General features: G+C 68.1%; 16 protein-coding genes and 1 riboswitch. Of the genes, 5 read left to right on the plus strand and 11 right to left on the minus strand.

The features are described 5' to 3' along the window. Window positions 1-34 precede the first annotated feature (34 nt). The gene (locus B0E52_RS16850; RefSeq protein WP_077485736.1) at window positions 35-892 is read left to right on the plus strand and encodes an A24 family peptidase; all 858 of its coding nucleotides are present in this window, start codon (window positions 35-37) and stop codon (window positions 890-892) included. Next, the gene (gene coaE, locus B0E52_RS16855) at window positions 889-1497 is read left to right on the plus strand and encodes a dephospho-CoA kinase (RefSeq protein WP_077485738.1); all 609 of its coding nucleotides are present in this window, start codon (window positions 889-891) and stop codon (window positions 1495-1497) included. The genes B0E52_RS16850 and coaE overlap by 4 nt, the downstream gene beginning before the upstream one ends. Window positions 1498-1635: 138 nt before the next feature. Here the strand turns inward: coaE and ldcA are convergent, their stop codons facing one another. From ldcA to B0E52_RS16875, 4 genes are all read right to left on the minus strand, one after another. Continuing rightward, window positions 1636-2556: a muramoyltetrapeptide carboxypeptidase gene (gene ldcA, locus B0E52_RS16860; RefSeq protein ID WP_077485740.1), complete on the minus strand. Its 921-nt coding sequence runs from the start codon at window positions 2554-2556 to the stop codon at window positions 1636-1638. Window positions 2557-2710: 154 nt separating this feature from the next. Then, window positions 2711-3805, minus strand: a complete 1095-nt coding sequence (ribB, locus tag B0E52_RS16865) for a 3,4-dihydroxy-2-butanone-4-phosphate synthase (RefSeq protein WP_077485742.1) — start codon at window positions 3803-3805, stop codon at window positions 2711-2713. Between the two features lie 195 nt (window positions 3806-4000). Continuing rightward, entirely contained in the window at window positions 4001-4642 is a 642-nt protein-coding gene (locus B0E52_RS16870; protein WP_077485744.1) for a riboflavin synthase, read from the minus strand. Window positions 4643-4769: 127 nt separating this feature from the next. Continuing rightward, window positions 4770-4944, minus strand: a riboswitch (FMN riboswitch). Window positions 4945-4991: 47 nt separating this feature from the next. Continuing rightward, the gene (locus B0E52_RS16875; protein ID WP_077485746.1) at window positions 4992-5903 is read right to left on the minus strand and encodes a LysR family transcriptional regulator; all 912 of its coding nucleotides are present in this window, start codon (window positions 5901-5903) and stop codon (window positions 4992-4994) included. An 89-nt stretch (window positions 5904-5992) separates the two neighbouring features. On the opposite strand from B0E52_RS16875, the gene B0E52_RS16880 reads away from it, so the two are divergent. Further along, entirely contained in the window at window positions 5993-7003 is a 1011-nt protein-coding gene (locus B0E52_RS16880) for an NAD(P)-dependent alcohol dehydrogenase (RefSeq protein WP_077485748.1), read from the plus strand. A 77-nt stretch (window positions 7004-7080) separates the two neighbouring features. Here B0E52_RS16880 and B0E52_RS16885 read toward each other — a convergent pair whose 3' ends face one another. From B0E52_RS16885 to glyA, 5 genes are all read right to left on the minus strand, one after another. After that, complete coding sequence (locus tag B0E52_RS16885) at window positions 7081-7797, minus strand: SDR family oxidoreductase (RefSeq protein ID WP_168174221.1); 717 nt, start codon at window positions 7795-7797, stop codon at window positions 7081-7083. Beyond that, window positions 7779-8174 carry a MerR family transcriptional regulator gene (locus B0E52_RS16890; protein ID WP_168174222.1) on the minus strand — a complete coding sequence of 132 codons (396 nt, stop codon included), beginning with the start codon at window positions 8172-8174 and terminating at the stop codon, window positions 7779-7781. Before B0E52_RS16890 ends, B0E52_RS16885 begins: the two co-directional genes overlap by 19 nt. Window positions 8175-8304: 130 nt before the next feature. Continuing rightward, complete coding sequence (gene ribD / locus B0E52_RS16895) at window positions 8305-9483, minus strand: bifunctional diaminohydroxyphosphoribosylaminopyrimidine deaminase/5-amino-6-(5-phosphoribosylamino)uracil reductase RibD (RefSeq protein ID WP_254426853.1); 1179 nt, start codon at window positions 9481-9483, stop codon at window positions 8305-8307. A gap of 83 nt (window positions 9484-9566) precedes the next feature. Then, complete coding sequence (nrdR, locus tag B0E52_RS16900; RefSeq protein ID WP_077485754.1) at window positions 9567-10103, minus strand: transcriptional regulator NrdR; 537 nt, start codon at window positions 10101-10103, stop codon at window positions 9567-9569. Window positions 10104-10198: 95 nt separating this feature from the next. After that, complete coding sequence (gene glyA, locus B0E52_RS16905; protein WP_077485756.1) at window positions 10199-11467, minus strand: serine hydroxymethyltransferase; 1269 nt, start codon at window positions 11465-11467, stop codon at window positions 10199-10201. A 133-nt stretch (window positions 11468-11600) separates the two neighbouring features. Here glyA and B0E52_RS16910 point away from each other — a divergent pair, with 133 nt between their 5' ends. Continuing rightward, on the plus strand, window positions 11601-12674 hold the full coding sequence (locus tag B0E52_RS16910; RefSeq protein WP_139351738.1) for a hypothetical protein: 1074 nt from the start codon (window positions 11601-11603) through the stop codon (window positions 12672-12674). 16 nt (window positions 12675-12690) lie between these two features. Here the strand turns inward: B0E52_RS16910 and B0E52_RS16915 are convergent, their stop codons facing one another. After that, complete coding sequence (locus tag B0E52_RS16915; protein ID WP_254426854.1) at window positions 12691-13548, minus strand: DUF817 domain-containing protein; 858 nt, start codon at window positions 13546-13548, stop codon at window positions 12691-12693. 182 nt (window positions 13549-13730) lie between these two features. Between B0E52_RS16915 and ettA the strand changes: the two genes are divergently transcribed. Next, the gene (gene ettA / locus B0E52_RS16920; protein WP_077485762.1) at window positions 13731-15392 is read left to right on the plus strand and encodes an energy-dependent translational throttle protein EttA; all 1662 of its coding nucleotides are present in this window, start codon (window positions 13731-13733) and stop codon (window positions 15390-15392) included. A gap of 136 nt (window positions 15393-15528) precedes the next feature. Here the strand turns inward: ettA and B0E52_RS16925 are convergent, their stop codons facing one another. Next, window positions 15529-17826: a GH92 family glycosyl hydrolase gene (locus tag B0E52_RS16925; protein ID WP_254426855.1), complete on the minus strand. Its 2298-nt coding sequence runs from the start codon at window positions 17824-17826 to the stop codon at window positions 15529-15531. Window positions 17827-17962: the final 136 nt, after the last annotated feature.

Genomic DNA, 17962 nt, shown 5'->3' on the forward strand with positions numbered 1-17962 from the left:
AGCTTGGGCGCCCTGTAGCCACCACTCGACCCACATGCCCGATCTGCCCCTGACCGCCTGGATCACCCTCGCCGCCGTGCTCGGCCTGCTGGTGGGCAGTTTCCTCAACGTGGTGATCCTGCGCCTGCCCGAGCGCATGGCGGCCGAATGGCGGCGCGAGGCGCGCGACGTGCTGGAGCTGGAGGCTGGCGACGAGGCCCTGCCGCCCGGCATCGTGCGCGAGTCTTCGCACTGCCCGCACTGCAAGCATCCCCTGTCGGCCGCGGACAACATCCCGCTGTTCGGCTGGCTGCTGCTGGCCGGACGTTGCCGCTACTGCAAGGCGCGGATCTCGATCCAGTACCCGCTGGTGGAGCTGCTGAGCGGCGTGCTGAGCGCCGCCGTGGTGTGGAAGCTGGGTCCGACCTGGCCCGCGCTGGCCGGGCTCGTGCTGACCTGGACGCTGGTCGCGTTGTCCGGCATCGACTTCCGCACCCAGCTGCTGCCTGACCAACTCACCCTGCCCCTGCTGTGGCTGGGCCTGCTGCTGGCGCTGAAGCCGCTGTTCGTGGAGCCCACCACCGCGATCCTCGGCGCGGCCATCGGCTACCTCAGCCTGTGGAGCGTGTACTGGCTGTTCAAGCTGCTGACCGGCAAGGAAGGCATGGGTCACGGCGACTTCAAGCTGCTGGCCGCGCTGGGCGCGTGGATGGGGCCGCTGGCGATCCTGCCGATCGTGCTGCTGTCCTCGCTGATCGGCGCCATCGTGGGCGGCAGTCTGATCGCGCTCTCCCGCCATGAGCGTGGCGTGCCGATGCCGTTCGGCCCGTTCATCGCGATGGCCGGCTGGGTGTGGTTCATCGCCGGCGACGCCCTGCTGCACGCCTACCTGCAGTTCACCGGGCTGCGATGAACAGCTACGTCGTCGCCCTCACCGGCGGCATTGCCGCCGGCAAGAGCGCGGTGACGCGCCGTTTCGCCGCGCTGGGGGTGCCGGTGCACGACGCCGACGTCGCTGCACGTGAGGTGGTCGTGCCTGGCAGCGAAGGCCTGGCCGCCGTGGTCTCCGCCTTCGGCGACGAGGTGCTGGATGCCGAAGGCCGGCTGGATCGTCCGGCCATGCGTCATCGCGTGTTCGCCGATCCGGCGGCGCGACGCACGCTGGAAGGCATCATCCATCCCCGCGTGCGCCAGTGGCTGCACGAATGTGCGCTGGCCGGCACCACGCCTTACTGCCTGCTGGCGATCCCCTTGCTGGCCGAGAACATCGGGCACTACCGTTGGGTCGACCGCGTGCTGCTGGTCGATGCGCCGGTGGAGCTGCAACTGGCCAGGCTGATCGCCCGCGATGGCATCGACGAGGCGCTGGCCCGGCGCATGCTTGCACAGCAGGCCCGCCGCGAGCAGCGGCTGACGCTGGCCCACGACGTGATCGACAACAGCGGCGACGAGGCGGCGCTGGATGCGGCTGTCGCGAAGCTGCATCAACGTTACCTGGTACTGGCTGTGAACCGGTAAGACCGGCCACCAATCACCCCTCCTCCTGCGCGCAGGGGGAGGCTGGGAGGGGGTGAGGCTTTTGCCACAAGAGCACCCCACCCCGGCCCTCCCCTGCAAGCAGGGGAGGGGGAAACAGCCCAGTCTTCGCGCGATGGATTACTTGAGGTGCGGGTAGCCGGCGAAATCCAGCTGCGCCCCCGCGCCCTTCACACGCAGCCGCGCCGGCACGCCGAACGGCAGGGTGAACTTGTCCGGCACGTGGCCGAACGGCAGGCCGTCCAGCACCGGGATGCCGGCGACGCGCCGGATCTGCGCGAAGCCTTCGGCCAGGCCGTAGCCGTTGTCGTAGGTGCTGGGCCGGCAATCGGTGAAATCGCCGAGGATCAGCGCGCGCTGGCGACCCAGCACGCCGGACAGATGCAGCTGGTAGAGCAGGCGCTCGATGCGGAACGGCGGCTCGCCCACGTCCTCCACGAACAGGATGCCGCCGTCGATGCGCGGGAAGTACGGTGTGCCGAGCAGGCTGCAGATCATCGCGAGATTGCCGCCCCACAGCGGGCCTTCGAGGTCCAGTGCATGCTCGCCGCTGCTGGTCCACTCCGCACTGCCCTGCGCCGCGCGCACGATGCGCCAGAAATGCGGCACGGTCAGTGCGCTCAAAGTCTCGACGCCGAAGTCGGGCCCGAGCATGGGGCCGCCGAAGCTGACGAGGCCGCACTTCGCGTGCAGCGCCAGCTGGATCGCGGTGAAGTCGCTGTGACCTACCAGCACCGTATTCGTGCCAGCCAGCCGCTCGCGCAATGCGTCGTAGTGCAGGTGTTCCAGCAGGCGCGTGGCACCGTAGCCGCCGCGGATCGCCAGTGCGATGTCGGGCAGCGCGTCCAGCGCGGCGAGCGCGTTGAGGTCGGCGGCACGTTCGACGTCGCTGCCGGCGTAGCGCAGTTCGGTGCGTTCCAGCACGTCGAGGCCATCCAGCGTGCAGCCGGCCTCGCGCAGGCGGGTCACGCCGCGCGCCATCGCGGCGCGATCATGCGGGTAGCCGGAGGGGGCGATCAGGCGGACGCGGGTGGCGGGCATGGGAACAGCCGAGGGTTGGGACAGCTGATTATGCGGGCAAGCATCTGGCCGACGCATGACGAAAATGTTCACCAGGGCGGCGTAGGAGCGGCTTCAGCCGCGATTCGTGCAGTCAGTCGCGGCTGAAGCCGCTCCTACGGATACGCAGGCCGCGTCACGCCACGTGTTCGACGACTTCCAGGCCGAAGCCGGCGAGGCCCACCAGCTTGCGCGGCGTGCCCAGCACGCGCAGCTTGCGCACGCCGAGGTCGGCCAGCATCTGCGCGCCCAGTCCGAGCTGGCGCCATTCCTGCTGCTGCGCGTCCTCGGGTGCCAGCGTCGCCGGCTGCCGTTTCAGGCGCGCCAGCAGCGCTTCGGGCGTGTCCTCGCCGGAGAGCACCAGCAGCACGCCGCGGCCCTCGTCGGCGATACGCCGCAGCGCGCTGGTGACGGTAAGGCCGAGGTCGTCGCGCTTGAGGTGCAGCACGTCGGACAAGGTGTTGCGCACGTGCACGCGGCTCAGCACCGGCGCGCCGTCGTCCACCGTGCCGCGCACCAGCGCGTAGTGCAGGCCGTGGCGAATCGCATCGCGGTACGCCACCAGCCGGAACGGGCCGAACTCGGTTTCGACCTCTTCCTCGTGCACGCGCTGGACGGTCTTCTCGGTTTCCAGCCGGTAGCGGATCAGGTCGGCGATGCTGCCGATCTTGAGGCCGTGCTTGTGCGCGAATACCTCCAGCTCGGGGCGGCGCGCCATCGAGCCATCCTCGTGCAGGATCTCGATCAGCACCGACGACGGCTCCAGCCCCGCCAGCGCGGCGAGATCGCAGCCGGCCTCGGTGTGGCCCGCGCGTGTGAGCACGCCGCCAGGCTGGGCGGTGAGCGGGAACACGTGGCCAGGCTGGGAGAGATCCTGCGGCTTCGCATCCGACTTCACCGCCACCTGGATGGTGCGTGCGCGGTCGTGCGCCGAGATGCCGGTGGTGACGCCCTCGGCCGCCTCGATGGAGACGGTGAAGTTTGTGTGGTATGGCGAGGTGTTGTCACTCACCATGGGGCGCAGGCCGAGCTGGCGCGTACGCTGTTCGGTGAGCGTGAGGCAGAGCAGGCCGCGCGCCTCGCGCACCATGAAGTTGACGTCTTCGGGCCGCACCATCTGCGCGGCCATCACGATGTCGCCTTCGTTCTCGCGATCCTCGTCGTCGAGGATCACGACCATGCGGCCGGCGCGGAGGTCGTCGAGGATTTCGGGGATGGTGTTGAAGGGCATGGGATATATCCGTTCGTTTTTGTCGTCGTGAGTATCGTGGCGCCTTGGACATCCTTTCCGTCATCCCGGCGAAAGCCGGGATCCAGTGCCTTCATGCTTTTCGTACAGGAACGCAGTGCAAGGACTAAAGACGCTGGATGACCAGACATTCGTCTGTTGAAAACCCGGCTTTCGCCGGAATGACGGTCGGAAAGATCACGCGAAGCCGTGCTGCCTGAGGAAGGCCTCATCGAGCTTCGGCGCCTCGCCGCTGCCGATCAGCCGTTCCACGTAACGCGCGATCACGTCCACCTCGATGTTCACCGCATCATCCGCGCGCTTTGCATGGAACGCCGTGTGTTCCACCGTGTGGGGGATAAGGTTGACCCCGAAGCGGTGGCTGGCCACCTCGTTGACGGTGAGACTGGTGCCGTCGATGCACACCGAACCCTTGGCGGCGATGTAGCGGGCCAGGTTCGCCGGCACCTCGAAAGTCCATCGCTGCGAGCGGCCGTCGGGCGTGATCGACACCACCTTGCCCAGGCCGTCGACATGACCGGAGACCAGATGGCCGCCCAACCGGTCGGCGAGGCGCAGCGCCTTCTCAAGGTTCACCGGGTCGCCGGCCTTGAGTTCGCCCAAGGTGGTCAGCGACAGCGTTTCGTTCGAGACGTCGGCGCTGAAGCCGCGTGCTTCCAGCGTCACAGCGGTCAGGCAAACGCCGGAGACCGCGATGGAATCGCCCAGCTGCACGTCGGCAAGGTCGAGGCCGGCGGTGTCCACATGCAGGCGCAAATCGCCGCCACGCGGTTCGAGCCGCGCGATGCGGCCCACGGACTGGATGATGCCGGTGAACATCAGCGCACCTCCCGACAGGAGGCAGCCGTCTTGCTTGCAATGGAAGGAATCATGAAACGTTCTCCGCGTGTCGGCATGCGAGAACGCCCCAAGGCATGAGGCCGGCGCGTGGCAGGACCGCGCGTCGAACCGTCTTCTTTCATCCGGACTGTGAGCCGCCCCGGCAAACCGGGTTGACCTGACCGTCGGCTCCGGCGTTCGACCGGATCTGCTGACCCTTCGCCATGTGGCGAAGGCGCTCGCGGGCTCGCCTCGAAAGGCCTACCGCCGGTGGGGAATTCCGCCCCGCCCTGAAGACGTCGTGGTTGTCTGCCGGAAAACCGGCGACGCGAGTTTACCACCATGCCCCTCAGGCCGGCGCCAGCGCCACGGCCAGGTAATCGATCAGCCGCCGCAACGCCGGTGTGCGATCTGCGCCGGGCAGCCACAGCAGGTGGACCGGGAAGGACGGCAACTGCCAGTCCGGGAACAAGTCGACCAGCCGCCCCTCGGCGACCAAGCCGTCGGCCATGTAATCGCCCTGCAGGCCGACGCCCACGCCGGCCAGCACCGCGTCGCGGATGGCCTGCGAGTCGTTGCAGACCAGTACCGGATCGATGCGCACCGCGCGCCGCTGGCGCTGTCGGCTGAACGACCACAGCGTGCCGCGGCGATAGCCGCTGAAAGCGACGCAGCGGTGCGCCTTGAGATCGGCCGGGTCGCGCAGCGGCGGCATCGCGGCCAGGTAATCGGGCGAAGCGCAGGGGAACACGCGCACCGTGCCCACCCGGCGCGCCACCACTTGCACGTCGGCCAGCCGGCCCAGGCGCACGGCCAGGTCGACCTTGCCGGCCACCATGTCGACGTAGGCGTCGTCGTATACCGCCTCGATGCGCACCCCGGGGTGCTCGCGCATGAACCCGGCCAGCAACGGCGCGATGCGGTAACGGCCGAAGCTGGCCGGCAGGTGCACGCACAGCCGTCCGGCCAGCGCACCGTCGGGCGGGCGCAGGCCGGCGGCCAGTTCCGTCATCACCGTCTCCATCCGCTGCCACTGCGCCAGCAACTGCTCGCCGCGCGCGGTGAGTGCCATGCGCCGGGTGGTACGCAGGAACAGCCGCGCGCCCACGGCTTCTTCCAGTGTGGCGATGCGCCGGCTCAGCACCGACGCCGTGCAGCCGACCTCCAGCGCCGCGCGCGAGAAGTTGAGCCGGCGCGCGGCGGCGGCAAAGGCGCGCAATTCGCGCAGACGGGCGGGCGTGAGCTCGAAGGATTGATTCATGACGTGAACAAAAGATCACCCATTCGTGTGGATTATCGCAAGCCTCCGATGGCGGGACCATGCCCGCATCCCCACCACGGAGTCCCGTCATGCGTGCCATCCAGCTTTCCGCCTTCGGCCTCGATCACCTGCAGCAGGTCGACCTGCCCGCCCCGCGCCCCGGCTCGAACGAGGTGCTGGTGCGCATGGAGGCCGCCTCGCTCAACTTCCGCGACTGGATGCTGGTCGACGGCCAGCTGTATCGCGGCGTGTCGCTGCCCATCGTGCCGGTGTCCGACGGCGCCGGCACGGTGGTGGGGGTCGGCGCGGCGGTGACCCGCTTCAAGCCCGGCGACCGCGTCACCACGTTCTACAAGTCGCGCTGGATCGCCGGCGCGATGCGACCGGAATGGGAAGGCGCCGAGATCGGCGGCCCCGAGCCCGGCGTGATGCGCGAGCTGGCCTGCTTCGATCAGTATTCGCTGGCGCGTGCGCCGGCGCATCTGACCAGCCTGCAGGCCGCCACGCTACCGATCGCCGCACTCACCGCCTGGCAGGCACTGGAGCTGGCCGGCATTACCACCGGCCGGACCGTGCTGCTGCTCGGCACCGGCGGCGTTTCCCTGTTCGCGCTGCAGTTCGCCAAGCTGCGCGGCGCCCGCGCGATCGTGCTGTCGTCCAGCGACGACAAGCTGGCGCGCGCGAAGGTGCTGGGCGCCGACATCGGCATCAACTACGCGAAGCACCCGCAGTGGGGCGCGCTGGTGCGCGAAGCCAGCGACGGCATCGGCGTGGATGCAGTGATCGAGACCGTCGGCGCGGCCACCCTGCCGCAGTCGCTGGAGGCGGTGCGCATGCACGGCTTCATCGGCGTGCTCGGCTGGCTCGGCGGGATGGAGGCCACCCTGCCGCTGTCCAAGGTGGTGCTCAAGCGCGTGCGGATCCAGGGCATCTCGGTTGCCCCGCTGGAAGAGCACGAACGGATGGTGGCCGCCATCGAGGCCACGCACCTGGAGCCGGTGATCGACCACGTCTACGGCTTCGGCCAGTTGCGCGAGGCCTTCGAGCACCTCGTCGCCGGCCGCCACTTCGGCAAGCTCACCATTGACTTCAACCGCTGAGGTTGCGGGCGGCCCGCGCGGCGGCGGCCCGTGCGCGACGCATCTGCCTCCTCGGGCCTGCGACGCGACCGGCCCGATCAGACCAGCCGCTGGCCGCCATCGACATACAGCGTGGTGCCGCTGACGCCGCGGTTGGTCGCAGCCAGTTCGATCATCTGCGCCACGTCCTCGACCGTGACTATCCGGCGCGCAGGGATTTTTTCGCGCATCGCCGCGAACAGGCTCTCGCGGCGCTCGTCGCTGGCGACCCGCTTCCAGAACGGCGTTTCCACCCAGCCCGGCGACACCGCGTTCACCCGGATCGGCGCCAGCTCCAGCGCCAGCCCATGCACCATCGCGTTGATCGCGCCGTTGACCATCCCGGTCACGCTGCCGCCGGGGCTCGGCCGCTCGGCGGCGACGCCGGACACGAAGGTGATGCTGCCTGCCGCCGGCATCCTGCCCGCTATCGCGCCGCTCAACAGGTACGGCCCGACCACCTTGGAGCGCACCGCGCGCATCACCTCGGCATCGTCCAGATCGCGCGAGGGCTTGTAGACCAGATCCGCCGCCGTGAACACCAGATGGTCGAGACGATCCACTGCGGCCAGGATGCGCGCGCGCCCTTCCTCGCCGGATACGTCCGCGGAAAGCGCTTGCAGGCGCTCGTGGCCGATGCCGGCCGCGGCATCGCGCAAGCGCTCCGGATCACGCGCCACCATCCACACGGTGGCGCCGCGCTCCCAGAAGCGGCGCGCCGCAGCCAGGCCCATGCCCGAACTGGCGCCAACGACGACTACGGTCGAGTGATGCATGGAAGTTCCCTTTTCTTTCGGTCCTTGAAATCCGCGAGCATGGCGGCGTGCCGCACGATCTTCTTGCCGATGGTCGCCAGCGCCTGTTGCCGCACTTCGATCTGCCGCGTCAGCTCGGCCTGCCAATCGCCGAAAAACGCGATCCGCGCCTCCAGCGATGCGTCGCCCTGCTCCACCATCGCCGCCAGCTGACGGATGCGGCGGATCGACATGCCGGTGCCACGCAACACCTTGAGCATCTCCAGCCATTGCAGGTCCTGCTCGCGGTAGATGCGACGGCCGGCCTCGGATCGGCCGACCCGCTTCATCAGGCCCACGCTCTCGTAATAGCGAAGCGTGTAGCTGCTGATGCCCGTGCGCCGACAGGCTTCGCTCATCGAAATTGCTTGGCTCATGCGTTCGAGTCTAGGACTTCGAGCGCGCTCGAAGTCAAGCGCAGCCAGGCCTTGCGCAAACGCGCGGAACTCGGCGATATCGGCTTCCGGCCTTGCGCGCCGCAGAGGCGGATCAGGCTTCCGGCCGAAGCCGCCAACGCATGTCGCTCCCGACAAGGCGCTGGTCGCATACCGCCAGCCGCCAGCGCGCAGCCATGTCGGTGAGCGTCGGCAGTTTTAGCAGCGGACGGGCGGCGTCGCCCAGCAGCAGCGGGGCGACGTAGAGCAGCAGCTCGTCCACCAGGCCGGCGGCGAACAGCGCGCCGCACAGGGTGGGGCCGGCTTCCACGTGCACTTCGTTGACGTCGCGCGCGGCGAGTTCGGCTAGCACGGCGGCGAGGTCGAGCGCGTCGCCGCGCTCCGCCACCGCGGCGAGCCCGGCGCGCGCGTAGCGATCGTCGGCGCACGACGCACCCGCGCCATGCAGCACCAGCGTGGGTGCGCTGCCGTCCAGCACATGGCTGCCGGAGGGAGTGCGCAGTTGGCGGTCCAGCACCACACGCAGTGGGGCAAAAGCCCCCCCCTCACCCCGACCCTCTCCCCCGGCTGAGCCGGGAGAGAGGGAGTCAAGGCCCGCCCGAGGCGAGCCGCCTGCACCGCCAGCGCTACCCGCACCAAGCCGCACGGTAAGCTGCGGATTGTCCGCCAGCACGGTGCCGCTGCCGGTGAGGATGGCGCTGCTGCGCGCGCGCCAGCGCTGCACGTCGGCGCGAGCGGCCTCGCCGGTGATCCACTTAGACTCGCCGTTGGCGAGCGCGGTGCGGCCGTCCAGGCTCATCGCCAGCTTCACGCGCACGAAGGGGCGACCGCGTTCGATGCGACTGAAGAAGCCGCAGTTCAATGCGCGCGCCTCGTCGCGCAGCAGCCCGATGTCCACGGCAATGCCGGCAGCACGCAGTTTTTCGATGCCGCGCCCGGCTACTTGCGGGAACGGGTCCTCCACGGCAATCACCACGCGCGCCACGCCGGCGGCAACCAGCGCATCCGCGCAAGGCGGCGTGCGACCGTGGTGGGCGCAGGGTTCCAGCGTCACGTAGGCGGTGGCGCCGCGGGCGCGTTCGCCGGCCTCGCGCAGCGCGAACACCTCGGCATGCGGCCCGCCGGCGCGCCGGTGCCAACCGGCACCGACCACCTCGTCACCGTGCGCGATCACGCAGCCCACGCGCGGGTTGGGCTGGGTGGTGCAAAGCCCAAGCTCGGCCAAGCGCAGGGCGTGCGCCATGTGGGTGTGGTCGGTGGAGGTGAAGCTCATGCGGGTCATCCACTCCCAGGAAGGGTGAGGCGAGGCCGTACCCTCGCCCCGACCCTCTCCCGGCGGGGAGAGGGAGAAAAGCGTCAACCCTTGCGCGGGCGACGTGGCTCCGCAGCCGCGGCTTCGCCGCCGGCCAGCAGCGACAGCTGCAGTTTCTCCAGCTCCGGCAAGTCGTGCTCCAGCTTCGCGATTTCCTCGAGGAAGGCCTGCACGTCCTCGAACTTGCGGTAGACCGAGGCGAAACGCACGTAGGCCACCTGGTCGAGCTTCTTCAGCTCGCGCATCACCAGCTCGCCGACCTGGCGCGACGGCACCTCGCGCTCGCCGCTGCGGCGCAGGTCGTTGACGATCTCGCGCACCGCCGCATCCACCGCGTCACTGGCCACGGGCCGCTTCTGCAACGCACGCTCGAAACTCACCCTGAGCTTGCGCTCGTCGAACGCCTCGCGCCGCTCGCCGCTCTTCACGATCGCCGGCAGTTTCAGTTCCGCCGTCTCGAAGGTGTTGAAGCGTTCGCCGCAGGCAGGACACTCGCGGCGCCGGCGCACGGTGGAGCCGTCCTCGGTGAGCCGCGAGTCGATCACGCGGGTGTCTTCGTGCTGGCAGAAGGGGCAATGCATAAGTCAGGAGTGAGAGTAGAGAAGTGAGAAACGAGAGGGAAGCATCCGTGTCGGCTTTCCCTCACTTCTCACCCCTTTCCACTCACTGCTCGCGCTCAGCCATACACCGGATATTTCTTGCACTGCGCCTCGACCTTGGCGCGCACGGCGGCGATCACCGTCTCGTCGTTCGGCGCGTCGAGCACGTCGCAGATCCAGTTGGCCAGGTCCACACAATCGGCTTCCAGATAGCCGCGGGTGGTGACGGCGGGCGTGCCCACGCGCAGGCCGGAGGTGACGAACGGCTTCTGCGGGTCGTTCGGCACGGCGTTCTTGTTCACCGTGATGTGCGCCTTGCCCAGCGCGGCCTCCGCGTCCTTGCCGGTGATCGGCTTGCCGATCATGTCGACCAGCATCAGGTGGTTCTCGGTGCCGCCGGAAACGATCTTGTAGCCACGCGCGATGATGGCCTTGGCCATCGCCTGGGCGTTCTTCACCACCTGCGCCTGGTAGTCCTTGAAGGCCGGCTCCAGCGCTTCCTTGAACGCCACCGCCTTGGCGGCGATCACGTGCATCAGCGGGCCGCCCTGGATGCCGGGGAACACGATGGACTGCAGCTTCTTCTCGATCTCCTCGGCCGACGCGCCCATGCCCTGCTTGCTCGCCACGATCAGGCCGCCGCGCGGGCCGCGCAGCGTCTTGTGCGTGGTCGAGGTGACCACGTGAGCGTGCGGCAGCGGGCTGGGGTACACGCCCGCGGCGACCAGGCCGGCGACATGGGCCATGTCCACGAACAGATACGCACCGACCTTGTCGGCGATGGCGCGGAAGCGCGCCCAGTCCATCACCTGCGAATAGGCGCTGAAGCCCGCCACGATCATCTTCGGCTTGTGCTCGACGGCGAGGCGCTCGACCTCGGCCATGTCCACGATGCCATTGGCATCCACGCCGTACTGCACCGCGTTGAGGATCTTGCCCGACAGGTTGACCTTGGCGCCGTGGGTGAGGTGGCCGCCGTGCGCCAGCGACATGCCGAGGATGGTGTCGCCCGGCTGCAGCAGCGCGAAATACACCGCCTGGTTGGCCTGCGAACCGGAGTGCGGCTGCACGTTGGCGTAGTCGGCGTCGAACAACTGCTTGAGGCGGTCGATCGCCAGCTTCTCGGCCACGTCCACGTACTCGCAGCCACCGTAGTAGCGCTTGCCCGGATAACCTTCCGCGTACTTGTTGGTGAGCTTGGAACCCTGCGCTTCCATCACCCGCGGACTGGCATAGTTCTCCGAGGCGATCAGCTCGACATGGTCTTCCTGGCGGCGGCCCTCGTCGGCGATGGCCTTGGCCAGTTCGGGGTCGTAACCGGCAATCCGCATTTCGTGGCTGTACATCGGGATCCTCTGGCTGGGCTTGAAGGCAACTGGGGGATTCTAGCGGTTTTGGCCGTCCATCGGCTCGGGCCCTTCGGACCGGCTCAACGAAGCTGCTACATTCGATGCCTTCACACCAGGCGGATCCGCGCCCATGCGCCCCGGAATCTCCCGCATCCTCAAACGTGGCTGGCTGGCCTTGGCATTGTGCTGCGCGCCGCTGGCCCTGTTCGCCCAATCCATCACCGGCGTGGGTTTCCAACCCATCACCATCCACGACCCGGTCAATGGCGGCGCCATGCCCGGCTATGTCTTCTACCCGGCGGCGCATGCCGAGGGGGCAACCTGGGTCGGGCCTTACCAACTCCACGCGACCAGGAACGCAGCCGCCATCCCCGGCACCAAGCCGCTCGTGGTGATTTCGCACGGCCACGGTGGATCGGATCTCGGCCATCACGATCTTGCGGTCTATCTCGCCAGCCACGGATTCATCGTCGCCACGCTGGAACATCCCAGGGACAATTTCCACGATGCCAGCGGCGACGGGCACCCGGAAGTCGAGATAGGCCGGCCGATCCAGGTCAAGGCCGCCATCGACATGCTGCTGGCCGACCCGCGTTGGAAAACTTCGATAGATCCGCAACGCATCGGCGTGGCGGGTTTCTCGAATGGCGGCTACACCAGCCTGTTGCTGGTCGGTGCGGTACCGCGCTTCACCCGGTTCATGGACTACTGCAAGGCGCATCCGGACGATTCGAACCAGTGCGGCGGCTTCGGCGCCTTCAAGGCGGAGGCCGCGCGACACGGCCAGACGCCGGAACAGATGCTGGCCGCGATGCAGGGCGAGTTCCACCGTTGGGGCGATCCGCACGACCCGCGCGTGAAGGCCGCTTTCGCGATGGCGCCGCAGAGTCTCGTCTTCGACAAGTCGGGCCTGGCCTCGATCGACCGCCCCGTGTTCCTCTACTACGGTCAGGACGACCGCGTACTGGTGCCGCGATACAACGCCCTGCACATCGCGCCGCTGATCAAGACGCTGGCCGGCATCAAGATGATTCCCAAGGCCGGACACTACGTGTTCCTGAGCCCATGCTCGCCGCAGCTCACCAAGGACGTACCGGAGATTTGCCTCGATCCGCCGGGCGTGGACCGTGTTGCCGTGCATCGCCAGATCGATGCCGACGCGTTGGCGTTCTTCCGCAAGACGCTGACCGGCGCCGGACACTGATAGTCACGGGCAGGCCTCAGCGGGGGACCCTCGCCGGCGCATTCCGCCGGTGCAGCGCGGACACCATCACGTAGCTGATGATCATCAGCAGCAGCCACGCGCCCAGCTTGCCAAACGGCACCATGTGCCAGCCCTGCCGCTGCGCCGGATACAGCCAGGCGTGGCTGAAAGTGCCCACGTTCTCCGCCAGCCAGATGAACAGCGCCACCAGCACGAAGCCCAGCAGCAGCGGCATGTGCCGGTGCACGCGGCGGATGCGGTAGTGGATCCAGCACGGCCCGAACAGCCACGCCACCGCCACGAACAGCAGCGGCCGCGCGTCCGGCAGGAAGTGATGGGTGAAGAAGTTGAGGTAAATGGCCGCGGCCAGTGCCACCGTTGCGCCGAACGGCGGATGCCGGGTGAAGCGGAAGTCGAACAAGCGCCACGCGCGGGCGATGTAGCTGCCGACTGCCGCGTACATGAAACCGGTGAACAGCGGCACGCCGCCCAGCCGCAGCAGGGACGGCTCCGGGTAGCTCCACGACCCCACTGCCGTCTTGAACAGCTCCATCGCCGTGCCCACGACATGGAACAGCAGGATCACCCTCGCCTCCTCGCGGCTCTCCAGCTTCGTGGCCAGCAACACGCCCTGGATGGCCAGCGCCGCCAGGGTCAGGAAGTCGTAGCGCGACAACCCCGCATCGCGCGGATACCAGCGCCAGCTGGCCAGCAGCAGTGCCACCATCAGCCCACCGAACAGGCAGGCCGCGGCCTGCTTGAGGCCGAACACCACGAATTCGTGGGCGACAACGGCAAGCCGGCCGCGGGGGCGCGCCCGATGCGCGGCCCACCGGTCCAGCCGGGTCAGCACCCGCCTTGCTCCGTATGCCATGCCATCCATTCGCCCGCCCCAACCCCAGCCTCGTCGGCGAAAGCTTGCACGGGGAATCGGGCCGCGGAAGGCGCCCGGCATGGCGGCAAAACGACCTATCGGCGATAATTGGCGGTCTTTATCCCACCTACCCGTCCGGGCCGCGCCAGCAGTGGCCGGCGCACCGCAGCCAGGGAGCACGCATGCAATACATCTACACCATGAACGGGGTGAGCAAGATCGTCCCCCCGAAACGCCAGATCATCAAGGACATCTCGCTGTCGTTCTTCCCGGGCGCGAAGATCGGCCTGCTCGGCGTCAATGGCGCGGGCAAGTCCACCGTGCTGAAGATCATGGCCGGCGTGGATACCGACTTCCAGGGCGAGGCGCGTGCGCAACCCGGCACCAAGATCGGTTACCTGGCGCAGGAGCCGGATCTGAACCCGGAAAAGACCGTGCGCGAAGTGGTCGAGGAAGGCGTGTCGGTGATACTCGACGCGCAGAAGCGGCTGGAAGAGGTCTACGCCGCCTACGCCGAGGAAGGCGCCGACTTCGACGCGCTGGCCAAGGAGCAGGAGCAACTGGAAGGCATCCTCGCCGCGAACGACGCCCACGCGCTGGAGCGCCAGCTCGAAGTGGCCGCCGACGCGCTGCGCCTGCCGGCGTGGGATGCGGTGATCGGCCCGCTGTCCGGCGGCGAGAAGCGCCGCGTGGCGCTGTGCCGCCTGCTGCTGTCCAAGCCCGACATGCTGCTGCTGGACGAACCGACCAACCATCTCGACGCCGAGTCCGTCGACTGGCTGGAGCAGTTCCTGCACGACTACCCTGGCACCGTGGTGGCGGTCACCCATGACCGCTACTTCCTGGACAACGCCGCCGAGTGGATCCTCGAACTCGACCGCGGCCGCGGCATCCCGTGGAAGGGCAACTACACCGAATGGCTGGAGCAGAAGGACGCGCGCCTGAAGCAGGAAGCCAACCAGGAGAAGTCGCGCCAGAAGGCGATCGAGAAGGAACTGGAATGGGTGCGCTCGGCCGCCAAGGGCCGCCAGTCCAAGGGCAAGGCGCGCCTGGCCCGCTTCGAGGAGCTGAACTCGGTCGACTACCAGCGCCGCAACGAGACCAACGAGATCTTCATTCCGCCGGGCGAGCGCCTGGGCCAGGAAGTGATCGAGTTCAAGAACGTCACCAAGTCGTTCGGCGACCGCCTGCTGATCGAGGACTTGTCGTTCAAGGTGCCGCCGGGCGCGATCATCGGCGTAATCGGCCCCAACGGCGCCGGCAAATCCACCCTGATGAAGATGATCATGGGCAAGGAGACGCCGGACTCGGGCGAGGTGAAGCTGGGCCACACCACCAAGCTGGCCTACGTCGACCAGTCGCGCGACGCGCTCGACCCGAAGAACAACGTGTGGCAGGAAGTCTCCGGCGGTTCGGACATCCTCACCATCGGCAACTTCGAGATCCAGTCGCGCGCCTACATCGGCCGCTTCAACTTCAAGGGCACCGACCAGCAGAAGATCGTCGGCAGCCTGTCCGGCGGCGAGCGCGGCCGCCTGCACATGGCCAAGACCCTGCTGCAGGGCGGCAACGTGCTGCTGCTCGACGAACCGTCCAACGACCTCGACGTGGAAACCCTGCGCGCGCTGGAAGACGCGCTGCTGGAATTCCCCGGCGCGGCGATCGTGATCTCGCATGACCGCTGGTTCCTCGACCGCATCGCCACCCACATCATCGCCTTCGAAGGCGACTCGCACGTGGAGTTCTTCCCGGGCAACTACAACGAGTACGAGGCCGACAAGAAGCGCCGCCTGGGCGACGAAGGCGCGCGCCCGCATCGGGTGAAGTACAAGAAGCTGGCCTGATCAAGCCTTGCTCCCTCTCCCCTCCGGGGAGGGGGATGGGGGGAGAGAAGCCAGGCTTGCGATCAGGCCAGCAGCCGGAACGCCCGGCAAGACTGCCCCTCGCCCTCGACCTTCCTCTCAGGGTCAAGGGGAAAGATCACTGCCCATGCGCCGACATCGACGGCGGCGCATCGGCCGGATCGGCACCCCAGGCCTTGTTCGGCGCGGGCCCCATCGTGAGCACCAGGGTGGCGCCGTTCGCGATGTCCGCCTGGCTGAACCAGGGCTTGTTCCATGGCTTGCCGTTGAGCGTGGCGGACTGGATGTACTGATTCTTCGCCGAATTGTTGCGCGCGACGATCTCGAAGATCTTGCCGTTGCCCATGTCCAGGCGGACGCGGTCGAAGATCGGGCTGCCGAGGATGTAATCCGGCATGGACGGATCGACCGGGTAGAAGCCCATCGCGCTCAGGACGTACCAGGACGAAGTCGAACCCTGGTCGTCCATGCCGGGGAAACCGTAGCCGCTGGCGTCGCTGCCGTACATCTCGGCAAGGATGCGCCGCGCCAGCGCCTGCGTCTTCCACGGCTGACCGCTCCAGGCGTAGAGGTAGGCCGCCTGCTGGTCCGGCTGGTTGCCCTGCACGTATTGCCCGATCAGGCCGGTGCAGTCGCGGCAGATGCCCTTGGCCGTGTAGGGCGTGGAGAAGAACGCATCGAGCTTGGCGTTGAACGCGGCGCGGCCGCCGAGCAGGTCGATCAGGCCCTGCACGTCCTGCGGCACCAGCCACAGCGTGGACCAGCCCGAGGCCTCCTTCATCATGAAGTTGTAGTACGGTTCGCCCGGGTCGAACGGCGAGATCCACTTGCCGTCCGCGGTCCTGCCGCGCATGAAGCCGGTCGACGGGTCGAACACGTTGCGGTAATTCGCGGCGCGGCGCAGGAACATCTGCGCGTCGTCCGTCTTGCCGAGCCGGCGCGCGACGTCGGCCAGTGCATGATCGTCCCAGGCGTATTCCAGCGTGGTGGCCACGCCCGCCTTGCCGCCCGCATACGGCGGACTGGGATTGCCCGGCGGCACGATGTCGGAAATCCAGCCGTTCTTCATGTATTCGGCGAGATAGCCGCGCGGCCCCTTGGGATCGGTCGCGTTCTTGCGCAGGTACTCGTAGGCAGCGGCGTAATCGAACGGGATGCCGCGCTGCCAGGCGCCATCGTAGAGCAGCACGGCGTGGTCGCCATGGAACGAGGTGTCCATGTAACCGCGTTCGCGCGCGCGATCCAGCTCGGAGCGCATGATGTCCTGCACGATCTTCGGTTCGAGCAGCATCAGCAGCACGATCTGGTTGCGGCCGGTATCCCAGAACGGGACCGGGCTGTAGCGGTCGTAGCTGGCGACGTGGACCTTGCCGTCCGCACCGGTGAAGCGCTCGCCCTTGCGCGCCAGCCGCCGCGGGCTGGCGAAGGAGTGGTACAGCGTCGAGTAGAACAGCATGCGCTGCTTCGGCGTGCCGCCGCTGACTTCGACACGGTCGAGCAATCGCGCCCACGCCGCACGCGCCTGGGCATGCACGCGCTCGAAATCCCAGCCCGGTTCTTCGTCGCGCAACCGCTGTTCGGCTTCTTCGGCACTGTGGCCGTGGGCGATCTTCACCAGCACCTGCTCGCCGGCCCTGGTGTCGAAAGTGACGTAGGCGCCCGCGTAACTGCCGGACACCGCACGCCGGCCCGATTGCACGTCCGCATCGCCGATGCCGTAGCCCTCGTGATCGTGGTCCGCGCGGAAGGTGCCGAAGCCCGCGAACGGCCGCGAGAACTCGGCGACGAACCAGGCGCCATCCGAATCGCGTTCCGGGCGCCCGCCCGTGGAGACGCCGCGGATGGTGCGGTCGTCGACCACCTCCACGTTGCCGCCGGAGCGGCGCAGGTTGATGACGACATTCGATCGGTGGCTCGCCGGGAAGGTGAAGCGCATCAGGCTGGTGCGCTGCGTCGCGGTGAGCTCGACCCTGGTGTGGAACGTGGCGAGATCGACCGTGTAGTAGCCCGGCGACGCCTTCTCGCTCGCCTTGTCGTAATACGACCGCGCGTAGTCGGGCGGCACGGTCCAGTCGCCCACCACCGGCATGATCATCGGCGAGGCCTGGCCGCCATAGGTCGAGCCGCCGCCGGTGAATCCGATCATCGTCGGATTGGGGTAGTAGTACGACATGCCGACGCCCGCGGGATAGCTGAGATCGACATTGAGGTTGACCGGCGTCGCCTCGGTCGAGCTTTGCGGCAGGCTCGCACCCGGCGAGGTCATGCCCGAATACAACGGCTCGCCCGGCGGCGGCGCGTTGCCGATCAGCGACTGCCGGTCCAGCGGCGCGGTACCGACCAGCGGGTTCGCTTCGTCGACGGCCTGCGTCGCATGCTGCGACGCGTTGTCGCCTTGGGCATGGACCGCGCCCATGGTTCCAAGCGCGAGGGCTGCCATCGCGAAGACCTGTGCAACGTGCCTGCAGATCGACGAAGCGGGGCGGCAAGAGAGTACGGGAAATGGATGCATGGTCCGTTCCGGTGCGTGCAATGAATGGAGGCGCGTCACC

This window comes from Rhodanobacter sp. C06 (assembly GCF_002001105.1).
In the GTDB taxonomy this organism is placed as follows: domain Bacteria; phylum Pseudomonadota; class Gammaproteobacteria; order Xanthomonadales; family Rhodanobacteraceae; genus Rhodanobacter_A.